The organism is Massilia sp. DWR3-1-1, assembly GCF_049898325.1.
GTDB lineage: Bacteria > Pseudomonadota > Gammaproteobacteria > Burkholderiales > Burkholderiaceae_D > JAFCUW01.
Genome location: NZ_JAFCXL010000008.1, coordinates 126,324 through 141,998 on the forward strand (window position 1 = coordinate 126,324; position 15,675 = coordinate 141,998).

A 15,675-nucleotide genomic window follows, 5' to 3' on the forward strand; every position below is an offset into this window, starting at 1 on the left:
TACCGCGCCACGCCGCGCCGGACCGGTCAGGCGGCGATGCTCTCGAGTTGTTCCTGCAAGGCCAGCCATTCCCCTTCCAGTTGCGCCAGGTCCTTGCTGAAAAAGGTCTGGTCCGCCAGCAGTTGCTTCAGTTTTGCCTTGTTGGCGGCGTCGTAGATGCTCGATTCGCCCAGCTTGGCGTCGACTTCGCCCTTCTGGCCATTGCGCTTGGCGATCTGCTCTTCGAGCCGCTTGATCTTGCCCTCGATGGGTTTTTTCAGCGCCGCCACTTTCTGGCGCTGCTCCGCTTCCACCCGTTTCTGCTCCTTGGTGTTGACCACCGGCGCCGCGCTCGGTGCCGCCACGCTCGACTGCACGGGGAAGTCGGCCTTGTTGTCCTTGCCCGCCGCCGGCAGCACCGTGGTGCCTTTGCCCAGCTTGGTCTGGAACAGCCAGTCCTTGTAGTCGTCGAGGTCGCCGTCGAACGGCTGCAGGCGGCCGTCGGCGACGATGATGAACTGGTCGGTGGTGGCGCGCAGCAGGTGGCGATCGTGCGATACCACCACCAGTGTGCCTTCGAACTGGGCCAGCGCCATGGTCAGCGCTTCGCGCGTTTCCAGGTCCAGGTGATTGGTCGGTTCATCGAGCAGCAGCAAGTTGGGCCGCTGCCAGACGATCAGGGCCAGCGCCAGGCGCGCCTTTTCGCCGCCCGAGAAGGGCGCGATCGAACTGGTGACCATGGTGCCGGGGAAGTTGAAGCCGCCCAGGAAATTGCGCAGTTCCTGCTCGCGCACGTTGGGAGCGATTTTCGCCAGGTGCCACAGGGGCGATTCGTCGTGGCGCAGCATTTCCACCTGGTGCTGGGCGAAGTAGCCGATCGACAGGCCCTTGCCGGTGGTGGCGTCGCCCGTCAGCGGCGCGATTTCGCCGGCGATGGTCTTGATCAGGGTCGACTTGCCGGCGCCGTTCACGCCCAACAGGCCGATGCGCTGGCCGATCTGCAGCGAAAACTTGATGTTCGAGACGATCGTCTTGGCACCCACCTGGTCGCCGTGGGCGTCGAGGATGGGATAGCCGGCGTTGACGTCTTCCATCACCAGCAGCGGGTTCGGCGCGGCCAGCGGCTCGCGGAACTCGAACGAGAATTCGGCGGCGGCGCGCAGGGGCGCCAGTTCTTCCATCTTCGCCAGCGCCTTCATGCGGCTTTGCGCCTGGCGCGCTTTCGAGGCCTGCGCCTTGAAGCGGTTGACGAAGGACTCCAGGTGGGCGCGCTGGCGCGTCTGCTTTTCCAGCGTGCCGGCGGCCAGGATCATCTGGGCGGCGCGCTGGCGCTCGAAGCTCGAGTAATTGCCGGAATAACGTTTGAGCTTGCGCTCGTCGATGTGGACGATGACGTTGCAGATCTCGTCGAGGAAGTCGCGATCGTGCGAGATGATGATCAAGGTGCCCGGGTAGCGTTTCAACCAGTCTTCCAGCCAGATGATGGCGTCGAGGTCGAGGTGATTGGTCGGTTCATCGAGCAGCAGCAGGTCCGACGGGCACATCAGCGCCTGCGCCAGGTTCAGGCGCATCCGCCAGCCGCCCGAGAAGCTGGCGATCGGCTGCTGCATCTGGTCGAGCGAAAAGCCCAGGCCCAGCAGCAGTTGCTCGCCGCGCGAGTTCACCGTGTAGGCGTCGGCGTCGGCCAGCGCGCTGTAGATCTCGCCGATGGCAATGCCGTTTTCCGTGGTCGGCGCTTCGCCTTCCAGGCGCGCCAGTTCCTCTTCCAGGCGGCGCAGGTTGACGTCGCCATCGATGGCGTAGTCGAGGGCGGCGCGCTCGAGCGGCGGGGTTTCCTGCGCCACGTAAGCCATGCGCCACTTGGCGGGGAAGTCGATCTCGCCCTGGTCCGCATGAATCTCGCCGCGCAGCATGCCGAACAGGCTCGATTTGCCAGCGCCGTTGGCCCCGATCAGGCCGATCTTGTCGCCGGGGTTGAGGGTCACGTCGACGTTTTCGAGCAGCGGCTTGGTGCCGCGCATCAGGCTCACATTGATAAAGCGGATCATGCGGTTCTTTTCTCTTGATTGCGTTGGGAGCGGCTGGCAGCTGCCGGCCGCTCGCGTGGGGTTTATTTACGTAACTGGTCGGCGCTGAGCAAAAACACCATGTCGTCGCCGGCGCTGGTGGTCACCCAGGTCAGGCCCAGGTGGCCGAAGGCCGCTTCGGCGTACTCGCGCTCATTGCCGATTTCGACCATCAGGATGCCGTTCGGCGTGAGGTAGTCGGCCGCGCCTTCGACGATCTTGCGCACCAGGTCCATGCCATCGTCGCCGCCGGCCAGGCCGATCTGCGGCTCGTGCAGGTATTCGGGCGGCAGCGCCGCCATCGATGCCGAGTTCACGTACGGCGGATTGCTGACGATCAGGTCGTATTTTTTGAACGGCACGTTGGCGTACAGGTCGGAGGCGATCGGGTTGACCCGGCCTTCGAGCTTGTAGTCGCGGATGTTCTGTTCGGCCACGGCCAGGGCATCGGTGGAAATGTCGATGGCGTCGACGACGCTGTTGGGGAAGGCGTCGGCCATCATGATGGCCAGGCAGCCCGATCCCGTGCACAGTTCGAGGATATTGTCGACGGCGAAGGCGTCTTCCACCCACGGCGAGAATGATTCGGGAATCAGTTCGGCGATGAAGGAACGCGGCACCAGCACCCGCTCGTCGACATAAAAGGCATAGCTGCCCAGCCAGGCCTGGTGGGTGATGTAGGCGGCCGGCACGCGAGCGACGGCGCGCCGCTCGATCACCGCCAGCACCTGGTGCACTTCTTCGGGCAGCAGTTTGGCGTCGAGAAAGGGATCGAGCTTGTCGAGCGGCAGGTGCAGCGTGTGCAGGATCAGGTAGGCCGCTTCATCGAGGGCGTCGCTGCTGCCGTGGCCGAAAAACAGCTTGGCGGCGTTAAAACGGCTGACGGCATGGCGCAGCAGGTCGCGCGGGGTGGAAAACGGTGTCGTGATCATGGCAGTTCTCGGTCGGGAGCATGGGCCAGCAGCTGTTCCAGCGTGCGCCGGTAGATGTTCTTCAGCGGGTCGATGAAACGCAGCTCGATGTGTTCATCGATCTTGTGGATGCTGGCGTTCGGAGGGCCGCATTCTATCACCTGCGGGCAGATGCGGGCGATGAAGCGGCCGTCGGAGGTGCCGCCCGTGGTCGACAGTTCGGTGCGCACATCGAGTTCGGCGTAGATGGCGGCGGCGACCGCCTCGGACAAGGCGCCCCGTTCGGTGAGGAAGGGCAGGCCGGACAAGGTCCAGTCGATCGTGCAGGCCAGGCCATGGCGGTCGAGGATGGCGTGCACGCGCCGGCGCAGCGCGTCCGGCTCGCTGGCGGTGGAAAAACGAAAATTGAAGTCGAGCGCAAGGCTGCCGGGGATGACGTTGTTGGCGCCCGTGCCGGCGTTGATGGTCGAAATCTGAAACGAGGTCGGCAGGTAGTAGTCGTTGCCGGCGTCCCACTGTTCGGCCACCAGCTCGGCCAGCGCGGGCGCCGCCTGGTGAATCGGGTTGCAGGCCAGCTGCGGATAGGCGATGTGGCCCTGCACGCCCTGTACCAGCAGGTGGCCCGAGAGCGAACCGCGGCGGCCGTTCTTGATGGTGTCGCCCAGCACGGCGTTGGCGGTGGGCTCGCCCACCAGGCAGTAGTCGAGCACCTCTCCCCGTGCCTGCAGGCGCTGGCAGACCACGACGGTGCCGTCGACGGCCGCGCCTTCCTCGTCGCTGGTGATGAGAAAACCGATCGAGCCGCGGTGGTCGGGGTGGCCGGCGACGAACTCCTGGCAGGCCACCACCATGGCCGCGAGTGAGGTTTTCATGTCGGCCGCGCCGCGGCCAAACAATTTGCCATCGCGGATGGTGGGAACGAAGGGCGCCGAGCTCCACTGGCCGGCCGGGCCGGGCGGCACCACGTCGGTATGGCCGGCGAAGACGAACAGGGGCGCCGCGCTGCCGCGCCGCGCCCACAGGTTGGTGACGCCGTTCGAAGCGATGGTTTCGCAGACGAAGCCGAGCGGCTCGAGCAGTTCGATCAGGCGCTGCTGGCAGTGGCCGTCCTGCGGCGTGACGGAGTTGCGGGCGATCAGCTCGACGGCCAGCGCCAGGGTGGCCGACGCGCTCATGCGCCGGGCGCGAACAGCGCGCCGTAGCGCTCGGCCGAAAAGCCCACTTGCAGGGGGCCGGCGCCGGCCAGCACGGGGCGCTTGATGACGGACGGCTGCGCCAGCATCAGCGCCAGCGCGCTGTCGGCGTCGACGACAGCGGCCCTGGCCGCCTCGTCGAGCTTGCGCCAGGTGGTGCCCTTGCGGTTGACCAGCACGTCCCAGTGCGCGTCGGTCAGCCAGGCGGCCACGGTGTCGTGCGCAAGAGGCTGCTTTTTGAAGTCGTGAAACGTGAAGTCAATGCCGTTGTCGGCCAGCCAGGTGCGGGCTTTTTTGACGGTGTCGCAATTGGGGATGCCGTACAGGGTGAGGCTCATGGGCTCGCTCAAGGTGATCGTGCGCGCGCCAGGCGCGCCGGGAGGTCCTGGCGTGGGCGTCGCGGGTGTGTCAGGGGAAATGGGCAGGATACCATAGCCATGCCGCATAGGGCGCCGGCGGCCAGGCGGTAAAAAAGCCCCGGTCGGGGCTTTTCATGTCCTGCTACAAGACCATGCGGTTCAGCCTTGCTTGCGCCGGCCCAGGGCCGCCAGGCCGGCCAAGCCCAGGCCCAGCAGGGCCATGCTGCCCGGCTCCGGCACGGCGCTGCCTTGCACGTCGATTTCACGGTAACCGTTGTAGCCTTCGGTCAGATTGTTATTGAATTCAAAGCGCAAGCTCGTCACGTTGCTGGCGAGATATCCGCTGTCGCTGACAATGTTGGCCCGGGTGTTGGTGTTGCCGATCCCCGCGCCAATGGCGTCGTTAAATACGCTGGCGAGCAGGACGTAGTTGGCAGGGGTGGCCAGGGTGGCGTAGAACACATTGTAGCTCTGGCCGCCGCGGTAAGCATCCCAGCCGGCATACGAGTCGATCGAGCGCAGGTTATATGCACCGTTGAGGAAAAAGGTGATGCTGTTGCCGTTGCCGGTGGCCGCTTCGCCGCTGCCGGGATTGCCTTGCGCGCCGAAGATACCGTTATTAAATGCGACCGTGCCGTTGCTGCCTTCGATGGAAAAATTGCCGGACGCAAGCTTGGTCGCCAGCTGCGTTTGCAGCAAGTCCGTGTTCGACACGACAAAGCCCGTGTTGTTCTGGGTGGTGTTGGTCACGACGACATTGGCGTGAGCGGTCGACATGGCGAAAATGGCGAGCAGGGCAGCGGCGAGTTGTTTCATCTGAGATCCCGGTAAGTAATTGAAAATTTCTTTCTATTGCATAAGCATAATATGTGCCAAGCAACAAAATCAATGACTTATGGAAATATTACATGCCACGTGTAAAGATTATCGACAGCGATTGTCGGGTGGGCCGCTCGCATGCTTGTGCGCCTGGCAGGGCGGGCCCTGCCAGCTCAGGTATTCAAGGTAAATTCCGTGAACGAGGGGCCCCGGTCGAACGCCGCGGCGGGATCGGGCTCCGGCGCCATTTTCGGTCCCTTCTCGGTGCCGTTATTGAGCAGCCAGAGCAGGTTGGTGGCCGAGTCGGCGTTGGCCAGTGCTTCTTCCTGCGTCACCAGGCCCGCGTGCACCAGTTGCAGCAGCGCGCCCTCGAAGGTTTGCGAGCCGGGCGACAGGCTTTTTTCCATCGCGTCCTTGATCTGGCTGATGTCGCCCTTCTCGATCAGGTCGGCGATGTAGCGGGTGTTGACCATCACTTCGACGGCGGCCTGGCGCATGCCGCCGGCGGCGGCGCGCACCAGGCGCTGCGAGACGATGGCATTGACGGCCGACGACAGATCCTGCAGCAGCGCGGCGCGGTTTTCGATGGGATAGAAACTGATGATGCGGTTGAGGGCGTTGTAGCTGTTGTTGGCATGTAAGGTCGCCAGCACCAGGTGGCCCGATTGCGCGTAGGCCAGGGCGGCGGCCATGGTGTCCTTGTCGCGGATCTCGCCGATCAGGATGCAATCGGGCGCCTGGCGCATCGAATTGCGCAGGGCGGTGGCGAAGCTGTCCGCATCGCTGCCGATTTCGCGCTGGTTGACCAGCGATTTCTTGTTCTTGAACAGGTACTCGATGGGGTCTTCGAGCGTGAGGATGTGGCCGGCGCGCAGTTCGTTGCGGTAGTCCAGCATGGCGGCGATGGTGGTCGACTTGCCCGAGCCGGTGGCGCCGACGAGCAGCAGCAGGCCGCGTTTTTCCATGATCAGCTCGGCCAGCACGGGTGGCAGGCCCAGTTCGCCCAAGGGCGGAATATTCGCCGGCACGAAGCGGAACACGGCCGAGATCGAGCCCCGCTGGCGGAATGCCGACAGCCGGAAGCGACCCAGTCGGGGCACCGAGATCCCCATGTTGAGCTCGTTGGTGCGCTCGAGTTCCTCCATCTGCGCGGGGCTGGCGATTTCCGCCAGCAGGGCGATGACGTTGTCGGGCTCGAGCTTTTGCTGATTGATGGGAATCAGGTTGCCATTGATCTTGATGTGCACGGGAGAGTTCACGGCGAAGAACATGTCCGAGGCGTTCTTCTCTTTCATCAGCTGGAACAAGCGGTCCATCGCCATGAGGGGTCTCCTTAGATGCCGCGCAGCAGTTCGTTGATGCCCGTCTTGGCGCGCGTCTTGGCGTCGACCCGCTTGACGATGACGGCGCAGTACAGGCTGTAGCTGCCATCGCTCGACGGCAGGTTGCCCGACACCACGACGGAACCGGCCGGCACCCGGCCATACGTCACTTCGCCGGTGGCGCGGTCGTAGATCTTGGTCGACTGGCCGATGTAGACGCCCATCGAAATGACGGAATTTTCTTCGACGATGACGCCTTCGACGATCTCCGAGCGGGCGCCGATGAAGCAGTTGTCTTCGATGATGGTGGGGTTGGCCTGCATCGGTTCGAGCACGCCGCCGATGCCGACGCCGCCCGACAGGTGGACGTTCTTGCCGATCTGCGCGCACGAACCGACCGTGGCCCAGGTGTCGATCATGGCGCCTTCATCGACGTAGGCGCCGATGTTGACGTAGGACGGCATCAGCACGACGTTCCTGGCGATGAAGCTGCCACGGCGGGCGACGGCCGGCGGCACCACGCGAAAGCCGCCGCGGGCGAAATCCTCGGCCGTGTAGCTGGCGAACTTGGTGGGAACCTTGTCGTAGAACTGCATGGTGCCGTCGCCGGCCATCACGGCGTTGTTCTCGAGGCGGAACGAGAGCAGGACCGCTTTCTTGATCCACTGGTTGACCACCCAGTCGCCGCTGTCTTTTTGCGCCACGCGCATGCTGCCGTCGTCCAGGCCGGCGATGACGTGGCCGACCGCTTCGCGCAGTTCAGCGCTGCCGTTGGCGGGATTGATGTCGGCGCGCTGTTCCCAGGCGGTGTCGATGAGGGTTTGCAGTTGTTGGGTCATGGTCGTCGTCGTTCAAGAAGTGGTGATGGTGGAATGCGAGGGGAGGGAGTTGCAGAACAAAACGATACGCTGGGCCGCTTCGAGGCCTTCGTCGACTTCGGCCACCAGCGCCATGCGCACGCGGCCCTGGCCGGGATTGACGCCGTGGGCGTCGCGCGCCAGGTAGCTGCCGGGCAGCACCGTCACATTGTAGTCGGCGTACAGGCGGCGGGCAAACTCGGTGTCGGACAGGCCGCTGCGGCGCACGTCGGCCCACAGGTAGAAGCCGGCATCGGGCAGTTCGACGTCGAGCACCTGGCGCAGCAGCGGCGTGACCAGGTGGAATTTTTCGCGGTACTTGTTGCGGTTTTCCTGGACGTGCTCTTCGTCGTTCCAGGCGGCGATCGAGGCCGCCTGCACGGGCGGCGCCATGGCGCCACCGCTGTAGGTACGGTAGAGCAGGAATTTTTTCAGCACGGCCGCGTCGCCGGCGACAAAGCCCGAGCGCATGCCCGGCACGTTCGAGCGCTTCGACAGGCTCGAGAACACCACCAGCCGGCGGTACGGATGGGCGCCGTCGGCGCGGCCGAGCCGGTGGGCCGCCTCCAGCGCGCCCAGCGGCGCGTCGCTGGTGTGGTAAATCTCCGAGTAGCACTCGTCGGCGGCGATCAGGAAATCGTGGCGGTCGGCCAGTTCGAACAGCAGCTTCCAGTCGTCGAGCGAGACGGTGGCGCCGGTCGGGTTGCCGGGGCTGCACAGGTACAGCAACTGGGTGCGCTGCCACACGGCCGGCGGCACGCTGGCGTAGTCGCAGGCGAAATTGCGGGCTGGCTCGGAGTTGACGAAATACGGCTCGGCGCCGGCCAGGTAGGCCGCCCCTTCGTAGATCTGGTAGAACGGGTTGGGGCACACCACCAGCGGCTTGCCGGCGCTGCTGGCGGCACTGGGGTCGATCACGCAATGGGCGATGCCGAACAGGGCCTCGCGCGAGCCGTTCACGGGCAGCACCTGGCTGGCCGCGTCGAGCGGCGGCACGCCGTAGCGCCGTTCGAGCCAGTGGGCGATGGCCGCGCGCAGGGGCTCGCCGCCCAGCGTGCTGGGGTAGTTGGCCAGGCCCTGCACATTGTGGATCAGCGCGCGCTCGATGAAGGCCGGGGTGGGGTGCTTCGGTTCGCCGATGCCCAGGCTGATGGGGGCAAACGCCGGGTTCGGCGTGACGCCGGCAAACAGCTGGCGCAGCTTTTCAAACGGGTAGGGGTGCAGCAGGTCGAGATGAGGGTTCACGGCGGTACCAGGCGGGAAGTGAAGCGTGATTATAAACGCGCCGGCGCGCCAGCGTCGCGGACCGCCCCGCCATCCTACATCATCACATGGGTGCTGGCCGACTCCCACAACAGCCCGTCGCGGGTGGTCGCCATCACGCGGTTGCGGCCGGCCTCCTTGGCCGCATACATCATGCGGTCGGCGGCGACGAAAAATTCGTCGATGCGGTCGTACTGGGTGGGCGTCACGCTGGCCACCCCCACGCTCACCGTCAGCGAGGCGCTGGTCGGGGAACGGGGGTGGGGCAGCGCCAGCGCCTCGATGGCGGCGCGGATCGACTCGGCCAGCATCAGGGCGCTCTCGAGGGGCGTGTCGGCAAACAGCAGCACGAACTCTTCGCCGCCGTAGCGGGCCGCCAGGTCGGTCGCGCGCAGCGCCCGCGACTGCAGGGCGGCGGCCACCTGCTGCAGGCAGGCGTCGCCGGCGGCGTGGCCGAGGGTGTCGTTGTAGAGCTTGAAATGGTCGACGTCGAGCACCACCAGCGACAGTTCCTGCCCGCTGCGCATGGCGCGGTGCCATTCCTGGTCGAGGAAGTTGTCGAAGCGGCGCCGGTTGGCGATCTGGGTCAGCTGGTCGATCATGGCGGCCTGCTGCAGCGCCGTTTCCGACTGCTTGTGGCGGGTGATGTCATGCAGCAGCCCCACGTAGAGCTGCTCGACGGCGTTCATCGGCGTGACGGAAAAATCCATCGCGCGCAGGGCGCCGTCGCGCAGGCGCACCATCACTTCGCGCGGGCTGGCCTGGATGGCGCGGCCCGGGTCGGCCTCGCAGGCGGCGAAGTAGCCCAGGTAGTCGGCGGCCAGGGGCGCGCCCAGCAGTTCGTGCAGCAGCGAGCCGGCCAGTTCGTTCGGCCCGAAGCCCAGGTGGCGCTCGGCGGCCGGGTTGGCATACTGGATGCGCCCGCCCGACTCGATCACCAGCAGCCCTTCGTCCATCGAGTTGACGATGGTGCGCAGGCGGTCGGCCTGTTCCTTGTGGACCTGGTTGTTGCCACGTACATGCAGCTGGGCGCGCACGCGCGCCACCACTTCGCCCATCCGCAGCGGCTTGCCGATGAAGTCGGCGGCGCCGCTGTCGAAACCGGCGACGATGTCGTCGGTGTCGGCGCGCGCGCTCATGAAAATCACCGGGATATGCTGGGTGTTCGGATGCTCCTTGAGGCGGCGGCAGGTTTCGAAGCCGTCCATGCCGGGCATGATGACGTCGAGCAGGATCAGGTCGGGATAGACGCGCTGGGCAATGGTGAGCGCGCGCTGGCCGGTGGTGGCGACGAAGGTCTGGTAACCCTGCTGGGCCATCATCGCGCGCAACGCCGCCAGGTGATCCGGGGCGTCGTCGACGATCAGGATGGCGGGCTGGCGCGGCGGGACGCTCGCGATGGGGGCGGTGGGGTGCATGGCTTGAGGATCATACCCCCATGTCATCTCCCAAGGGAATTTATGTTGCCGCTTAGTTAGTTTTTTACGTTGCTATATTGCAACTGATTACAAGCTGCGGCGGCGCGCCGCGCCGCCGCAGCCCTGCGGCAGTGGCGTGTGCGCCTTACACCAGTGCAGCGATCAGCTTGCCCAGGATGGCGATGCCTTCGCGGATACGCTCCGGTGTAACCGTTACAAACGACAGGCGCAGGGTGTTGCTGGCGGGGTCGTTGGCGTAGAACGGCGCGCCCGGCACGAAGGCGACCTTGGCGGCGATGGCCTGGTCGAGCAGTTGCATGGCGTCGATGTGCTTGGGCAGGGTCACCCAGATGAACATGCCGCCTTCCGGTTTGGTCCAGTGCACGCCGGCGGGGAAGCTCGTCGCCATGGCGTCGAGCATGGCCTGGCACTGGCTGGCGTAGAGGGCGCGGATGGTGGGGATGTGACGATCGAGAAAACCGTCCTTGATCACGTCATGCACCACCATCTGGGTCAGCTGGGCCGTGTGCAGGTCGGCGGCCTGCTTGGCCAGTTCGAGGCGGCGCACCAGCGGCAGCGGCGCCACCACATAGCCGAGGCGGATGCCGGGGGTGAGCACCTTCGAGAACGAGCCCATGTAGATGACGCCGTCCGGGTGCATATTGAGCATCTTCGGGAACGGCTCGCCCTTGTAGCTCAGGGCGCCGTAAGGATCGTCCTCGATCAGCGGCAGGTTGTGGCGGGCGCAGGTCTCGACGAGCTCCTGGCGGCGCGCCACCGACAGGCTGCGGCCGGTGGGGTTCTGGAAGTTCGGCAGCGCGTACAGCATGCGCGCGCCTTCGGCGACGGCGGCGATCGAGGACGGCACCAGGCCATCGTCGTCGGTGTCGACGGCGGCAAATTCGGGACGGTAGACGGAAAACGCCTGCAGCGCGCCCAGGTAGCTGGGGGTTTCCACCAGCACGCGGCTGCCTTCGTCGATCAGCACTTTACCGAGCAGGTCGAGGGCCTGCTGCGAGCCGGACGTCATCAATACCTGTTCGGGGGCGATCGTGCAGTCGCTGGTCGAGAGCGAATTGGCGATCCATTCGCGCAGGGGCGGGAAGCCGTCGGTGGGGCCGTACTGCAGCGCCGTCTTGCCGCTGGTGGTGAGCACGCGGTCGAACGAGGCTTTCATCTCTTCGACGGGGAAGGTGGCCGACGAGGGCAGGCCGCCGGCGAACGAGATGATCTCGGGGCGCTGGGTGATCTTGAGGATTTCGCGGATGAACGAACTTTGCATGTTCGCCGCGCGTTCGGAAAAGTGCCACTCGATGGGATTGGGGTGTTGAAGTTTCATGAGGTCTCGCGCAGGATGCCACCGGGTAGGGCGGCGGGTCAGGGGCTGCCGGGTAGGCGGCCCGGTAGACGGCGCCGCCGGGTGGGCAGCGCCGGGGAATGCGGTGTCGGCGGTGCCGGGACGGGCCCTTAGGCGATCTCGACGATCATTTCGATTTCCACGCAGGCGCCGCGGGGAATCTGCGCCACGCCGAAGGCGGAGCGGGCGTGCTTGCCGGCGTCGCCGAACACTTCGCCGATCAGCTCAGAGGCGCCGTTGGTGACCAGGTGGTGCTCGGTGAACTCGGCGCTGGAATTTACCAGGCTCATCAGCTTAACCACGCGCTTGACGCGCGTCAGGTCGCCGCCGCAGGCTTCCTGCAGCGTGCCCATCAGGTCGATGGCGATGGCGCGCGCGGCGGCCTGGCCTTCGGCGGTGGTCTTGTTGGTGCCCAGTTGGCCCACGTTGGGATTGCCGTCCGGGTTCTTGGCGATGTGACCCGACAGAAATACCAGGTTGCCGGTCTGGACGTACATGACGTAGGCGGCGACCGGCGCGGCCGGCGGCGCCAGGGTGATGTTGAGCTCTTCGAGTTTTTGGTAGACGGTCATGGCAAATCCTGCGTGCTGGTGGGGAAAGCCGATATTGTACCCCCGCCGCGCGCCCGAATTGCCCGGTTCGCCGCGGGTGCGCGCACAAATGGCCCTTGAAACGGCCGCATCGGGCCCCACATCGCTGCTATCCGTTCAACCATCCCGCGAGGAAATAATATGGCAGTCGCCGAAAAAGAAACCCTTGGATTCCAGGCCGAAGTCAAGCAGTTGCTGCAGTTGATGATCCACTCCTTGTACTCCAACAAGGAAATTTTCCTGCGTGAATTGATCTCGAACGCCTCCGATGCCGCCGACAAGCTGCGCTTCGAGGCGATCAACAACGACGCCTTGTACGGCAACGACCACGAGCTGAAAATCACCGTCAGCTTCGACAAGGACGCCAAGACCATCACCGTGTCCGACAACGGCATCGGCATGAACCGCGAAGAAGTCATCTCGCACCTGGGCACCATCGCCAAGTCCGGCACCAAGGAATTTTTCGGCAAGCTCTCCGGCGACCAGCAGGCCGATGCGGCCCTGATCGGCCAGTTCGGCGTGGGTTTCTATTCCGGCTTCATCGTCGCCGACCGCATCATCGTCAACACCCGCCGCGCCGGCGAGTTCGCCTCCGAAGGGGTGCGCTGGGAGTCGCGCGGCGAGGGCGACTACTCGGTCGAATCGATCGACAAGCCCAACCGCGGCACCGACATCATCCTGCACCTGCGCGATGGCGAAGAAGAACTGCTGTCGGCGTGGAAGCTCAAGCAGATCATCCGCAAGTACTCCGACCATATCTCGCTGCCGATCCAGATGTTGAAGGACGAGTGGAACGAAGAGAAGGGCGAAACCGTCCTCACCACCGAGTACGAGACGGTCAACCAGGCCAGCGCCCTGTGGGCCCGCAGCAAGAGCGACGTCACGCCGGAAATGTACGAAGAGTTCTACAAGCACGTCTCGCACGATTTTTCCGCACCCCTGACGTTCACCCACAACCGGGTGGAAGGCAGAAGCGAGTACACGCAGCTGCTGTACGTGCCGGCCAAGGCGCCGTTCGACCTGTGGGACCGCAGCAAGCGGGGCGGCATCAAGCTGTACGTCAAGCGCGTGTTCATCATGGACGACGCTGAACAGCTCATGCCCGCCTACCTGCGCTTCATCAAGGGCGTGATCGATTCGAACGACCTGCCGCTGAACGTCTCGCGGGAAATCCTGCAGGAGTCGCGCGATGTCAAGGTGATCCGCGAAGGCTCGACCAAGCGCGTGCTGGGCATGCTGGAAGAACTGGCCAACGCCGACGAGCAGGAAAAGAAAGACAAGTACACCACCTTCTGGACCGAATTCGGCCAGGTGCTCAAGGAAGGCATCGGCGAGGACGCCGGCAACAAGGACCGCATCGCCAAGCTGCTGCGCTTCGCCTCGAGCGTCAACGGCAATGCCGAGCAGACCACCTCGCTGGCCGACTACATCGGCCGCATGAAGGAAGGCCAGGACAAGATTTATTATGTGACGGGCGAGAGCTATGTGGCTGCCAGCCACAGTCCGCACCTGGAAATCTTCCGCAAGAAGGGCGTCGAAGTGCTGTTGCTGACCGACCGCGTCGATGAGTGGATGCTGTCGTTCCTGTCCGAGTTCGAGGGCAAGGAACTGGTGTCGGTGGCCAAGGGTGGCCTCGACCTGGGTGGCCTGGAAGACGAAGCGGAAAAGAAACAGCACGAAGAAACCGAGTCCTCGTACAAGGAGCTGGTCGAGCACATGAAGGCGGCGCTGGGCGACAAGGCCAAGGACGTGCGGGTGACGTTCCGCCTGACCGATTCGCCCGCCTGCCTGGTGGCCGACGAGAACGAGTTGTCGGGCAACCTGCTGCGCATGCTGAAGGCGGCCGGGCAAAATGCGCCGGAATCGAAGCCTATCCTGGAAATCAACCCGGATCACCCGCTGGTGCAGCGCCTGAAGTATGAAGACGCGGCAGGGGCGCGCTTCGGCGACTGGTCGCATATCCTGTTCGACCAGGCCCTGCTGGCCGAGGGCGGCAATCTGACCGACCCGGCGGCCTTCGTCAAACGCATGAACGACATGCTGCTGGCGACGACCAGGTAATTTCTGGTCCGTAGTATAAAAAATGGCGCCGCTGGCGCCATTTTTTATGGGGCAGCCCGTTTTAAGGCCGGGCCCGCAGGGTCTCGCAAAACGCCGTCAGCATCGCCAGGCCCTCCGGCCAGGCGCCATGGCCGCTGTCGCCATTGATGTGGCCGGCGGCGCCGATCTCGACGTAGCTGCTGCCCCAGGCGTCGGCAAACGCGCGTGCACGTTCGAGCGTGACCCACGGGTCGTCGCTGCTGGCCACCACCATGCTGGGGAAGGGCAGGCGGTGCATGGGCATGGGCTGGAAGCCGCTCGCGTCGCTGGGGTAGTGGGGCGCGTCGATGTCGCTGGGCGCGACCAGCAAGGCGCCGGCGATGCGCAGGGGGGAGGCGCTGGCGGCCCAACTGGCCACCAGGGCGCAGCCCAGGCTGTGGGCGACCAGGATCGGCGGGCCCGCGTTGCTGGCGGCAATCGCCCCGTCCAGTTCGTCCACCCATTCAGCGCGCGCGGGATTGATCCAGTCGCGGTGCGCCACCCGCTGCCAGGCGGGGAACTGCTGCTCCCACAGGCTTTGCCAGTGGGTGGGACCGGAATTCCACAAGCCCGCCACGACCAGAACGTTGCATTCCATTGTTGCTCCTGTTGACTTGCGTTCTTGTTACAGCGCCGTCCGCAGGGAAAACAACTCCGGAAACAGCACCACGTCGAGCATCTTTCGCAGGTAGCTCACGCCCGCCGTACCGCCCGTGCCCGTCTTGAAACCGATGATGCGCTCGACCGTCGTGACGTGGCGAAAGCGCCAGAAACGAAACGCCGTCTCCAGGTCGACCAGCTTTTCGGCCAGTTCGTACAGGGCCCAGTACTTGTCGGGCTGCTGGTAGACGGCCAGCCAGGCTTGCTTGACCGACTCGTCGGCCACCGTCGGCAGGGTCGGGTCGATGGCCAGGCGCGCCGGATCGATGGCAAAACCGCTGCGCGCGAGCAGCAGGATCGCTTCATCGTACACCGAAGGGGTGTGCAACTCCCGTTCGAGGATCGCGTGCGCATCCGGCACCGGCGTGTGCACGGCCAGCACAGTGGCGTTCTTGTTGCCGAGGATAAATTCGAGCTCGCGGTACTGGTGCGACTGAAAGCCCGACGAGGCGCCCAGGAAGGGGCGGATGGCGGTGTACTCGGGCGGCGTCATGGTCGCCAGCACGTCCCAGGCGTGCACCAGCTGGTCCATGATGCGCGCCACCCGCGCCAGCATCTTGAAGGCGGGCGGCAGTTCGCCCGCCTTGACGTGGCCGCGCACGGCGTGCAGCTCGTGCAGCATCAGTTTGAGCCACAGTTCGCTGGTCTGGTGCTGGATGATGAACAGCAGTTCGTTGTGGTTCGGCGAGCGGGGATGCTGGGCGTGCAGGATTTGATCGAGGCCCAGGTAGTCGCCGTAGCTCATCGCATCGGTAAAGTCGAGCTTGGCGCCGTGCCAGGCGTCCGCTTTCGGGTCACTCAT

Annotated in this window: 14 protein-coding genes; 1 reads left to right on the forward strand and 13 read right to left on the reverse strand. The window is 65.0% G+C overall.

The genetic code is table 11. The features are described from left to right. Positions 1-26 precede the first annotated feature (26 nt). The 11 genes from ACP7EY_RS10545 to ACP7EY_RS10595 all read right to left on the reverse strand — a co-directional run bounded on the left by ACP7EY_RS10545 (position 27) and on the right by ACP7EY_RS10595 (position 12,116). The gene (locus tag ACP7EY_RS10545; RefSeq protein ID WP_426193221.1) at positions 27-2,027 is read right to left on the reverse strand and encodes an ATP-binding cassette domain-containing protein; all 2,001 of its coding nucleotides are present in this window, start codon (positions 2,025-2,027) and stop codon (positions 27-29) included. A gap of 62 nt (positions 2,028-2,089) precedes the next feature. Beyond that, entirely contained in the window at positions 2,090-2,977 is an 888-nt protein-coding gene (gene prmB / locus ACP7EY_RS10550) for a 50S ribosomal protein L3 N(5)-glutamine methyltransferase (RefSeq protein ID WP_426193223.1), read from the reverse strand. Next, entirely contained in the window at positions 2,974-4,131 is a 1,158-nt protein-coding gene (dapE, locus tag ACP7EY_RS10555; protein ID WP_426193225.1) for a succinyl-diaminopimelate desuccinylase, read from the reverse strand. Before dapE ends, prmB begins: the two co-directional genes overlap by 4 nt. Continuing rightward, positions 4,128-4,487 (reverse strand): ArsC family reductase, encoded by a 360-nt coding sequence (locus ACP7EY_RS10560; RefSeq protein WP_426193227.1) that lies wholly within the window; start codon positions 4,485-4,487, stop codon positions 4,128-4,130. The genes dapE and ACP7EY_RS10560 overlap by 4 nt, the downstream gene beginning before the upstream one ends. Before the next feature lie 180 nt (positions 4,488-4,667). Then, positions 4,668-5,324 carry a PEP-CTERM sorting domain-containing protein gene (locus tag ACP7EY_RS10565; RefSeq protein WP_426193229.1) on the reverse strand — a complete coding sequence of 219 codons (657 nt, stop codon included), beginning with the start codon at positions 5,322-5,324 and terminating at the stop codon, positions 4,668-4,670. Positions 5,325-5,500: 176 nt separating this feature from the next. Then, on the reverse strand, positions 5,501-6,649 hold the full coding sequence (locus tag ACP7EY_RS10570; RefSeq protein ID WP_426193231.1) for a PilT/PilU family type 4a pilus ATPase: 1,149 nt from the start codon (positions 6,647-6,649) through the stop codon (positions 5,501-5,503). A gap of 11 nt (positions 6,650-6,660) precedes the next feature. After that, the gene (gene dapD / locus ACP7EY_RS10575) at positions 6,661-7,488 is read right to left on the reverse strand and encodes a 2,3,4,5-tetrahydropyridine-2,6-dicarboxylate N-succinyltransferase (RefSeq protein WP_426193233.1); all 828 of its coding nucleotides are present in this window, start codon (positions 7,486-7,488) and stop codon (positions 6,661-6,663) included. 12 nt (positions 7,489-7,500) lie between these two features. After that, positions 7,501-8,751 carry a succinyldiaminopimelate transaminase gene (gene dapC, locus ACP7EY_RS10580; RefSeq protein WP_426193235.1) on the reverse strand — a complete coding sequence of 417 codons (1,251 nt, stop codon included), beginning with the start codon at positions 8,749-8,751 and terminating at the stop codon, positions 7,501-7,503. Between the two features lie 74 nt (positions 8,752-8,825). Further along, positions 8,826-10,187 (reverse strand): diguanylate cyclase, encoded by a 1,362-nt coding sequence (locus tag ACP7EY_RS10585; protein WP_426193237.1) that lies wholly within the window; start codon positions 10,185-10,187, stop codon positions 8,826-8,828. Positions 10,188-10,332: 145 nt separating this feature from the next. After that, the gene (locus ACP7EY_RS10590; RefSeq protein ID WP_426193239.1) at positions 10,333-11,526 is read right to left on the reverse strand and encodes a PLP-dependent aminotransferase family protein; all 1,194 of its coding nucleotides are present in this window, start codon (positions 11,524-11,526) and stop codon (positions 10,333-10,335) included. A gap of 128 nt (positions 11,527-11,654) precedes the next feature. Then, on the reverse strand, positions 11,655-12,116 hold the full coding sequence (locus tag ACP7EY_RS10595) for a RidA family protein (protein ID WP_426193241.1): 462 nt from the start codon (positions 12,114-12,116) through the stop codon (positions 11,655-11,657). 159 nt (positions 12,117-12,275) lie between these two features. Between ACP7EY_RS10595 and htpG the strand changes: the two genes are divergently transcribed. Further along, positions 12,276-14,195 (forward strand): molecular chaperone HtpG, encoded by a 1,920-nt coding sequence (htpG, locus tag ACP7EY_RS10600; protein ID WP_426193243.1) that lies wholly within the window; start codon positions 12,276-12,278, stop codon positions 14,193-14,195. Between the two features lie 61 nt (positions 14,196-14,256). Here the strand turns inward: htpG and ACP7EY_RS10605 are convergent, their stop codons facing one another. Then, the gene (locus tag ACP7EY_RS10605) at positions 14,257-14,811 is read right to left on the reverse strand and encodes an RBBP9/YdeN family alpha/beta hydrolase (RefSeq protein WP_426193245.1); all 555 of its coding nucleotides are present in this window, start codon (positions 14,809-14,811) and stop codon (positions 14,257-14,259) included. A gap of 27 nt (positions 14,812-14,838) precedes the next feature. Further along, positions 14,839-15,675 carry a tryptophan 2,3-dioxygenase gene (gene kynA, locus ACP7EY_RS10610; RefSeq protein ID WP_426193247.1) on the reverse strand — a complete coding sequence of 279 codons (837 nt, stop codon included), beginning with the start codon at positions 15,673-15,675 and terminating at the stop codon, positions 14,839-14,841.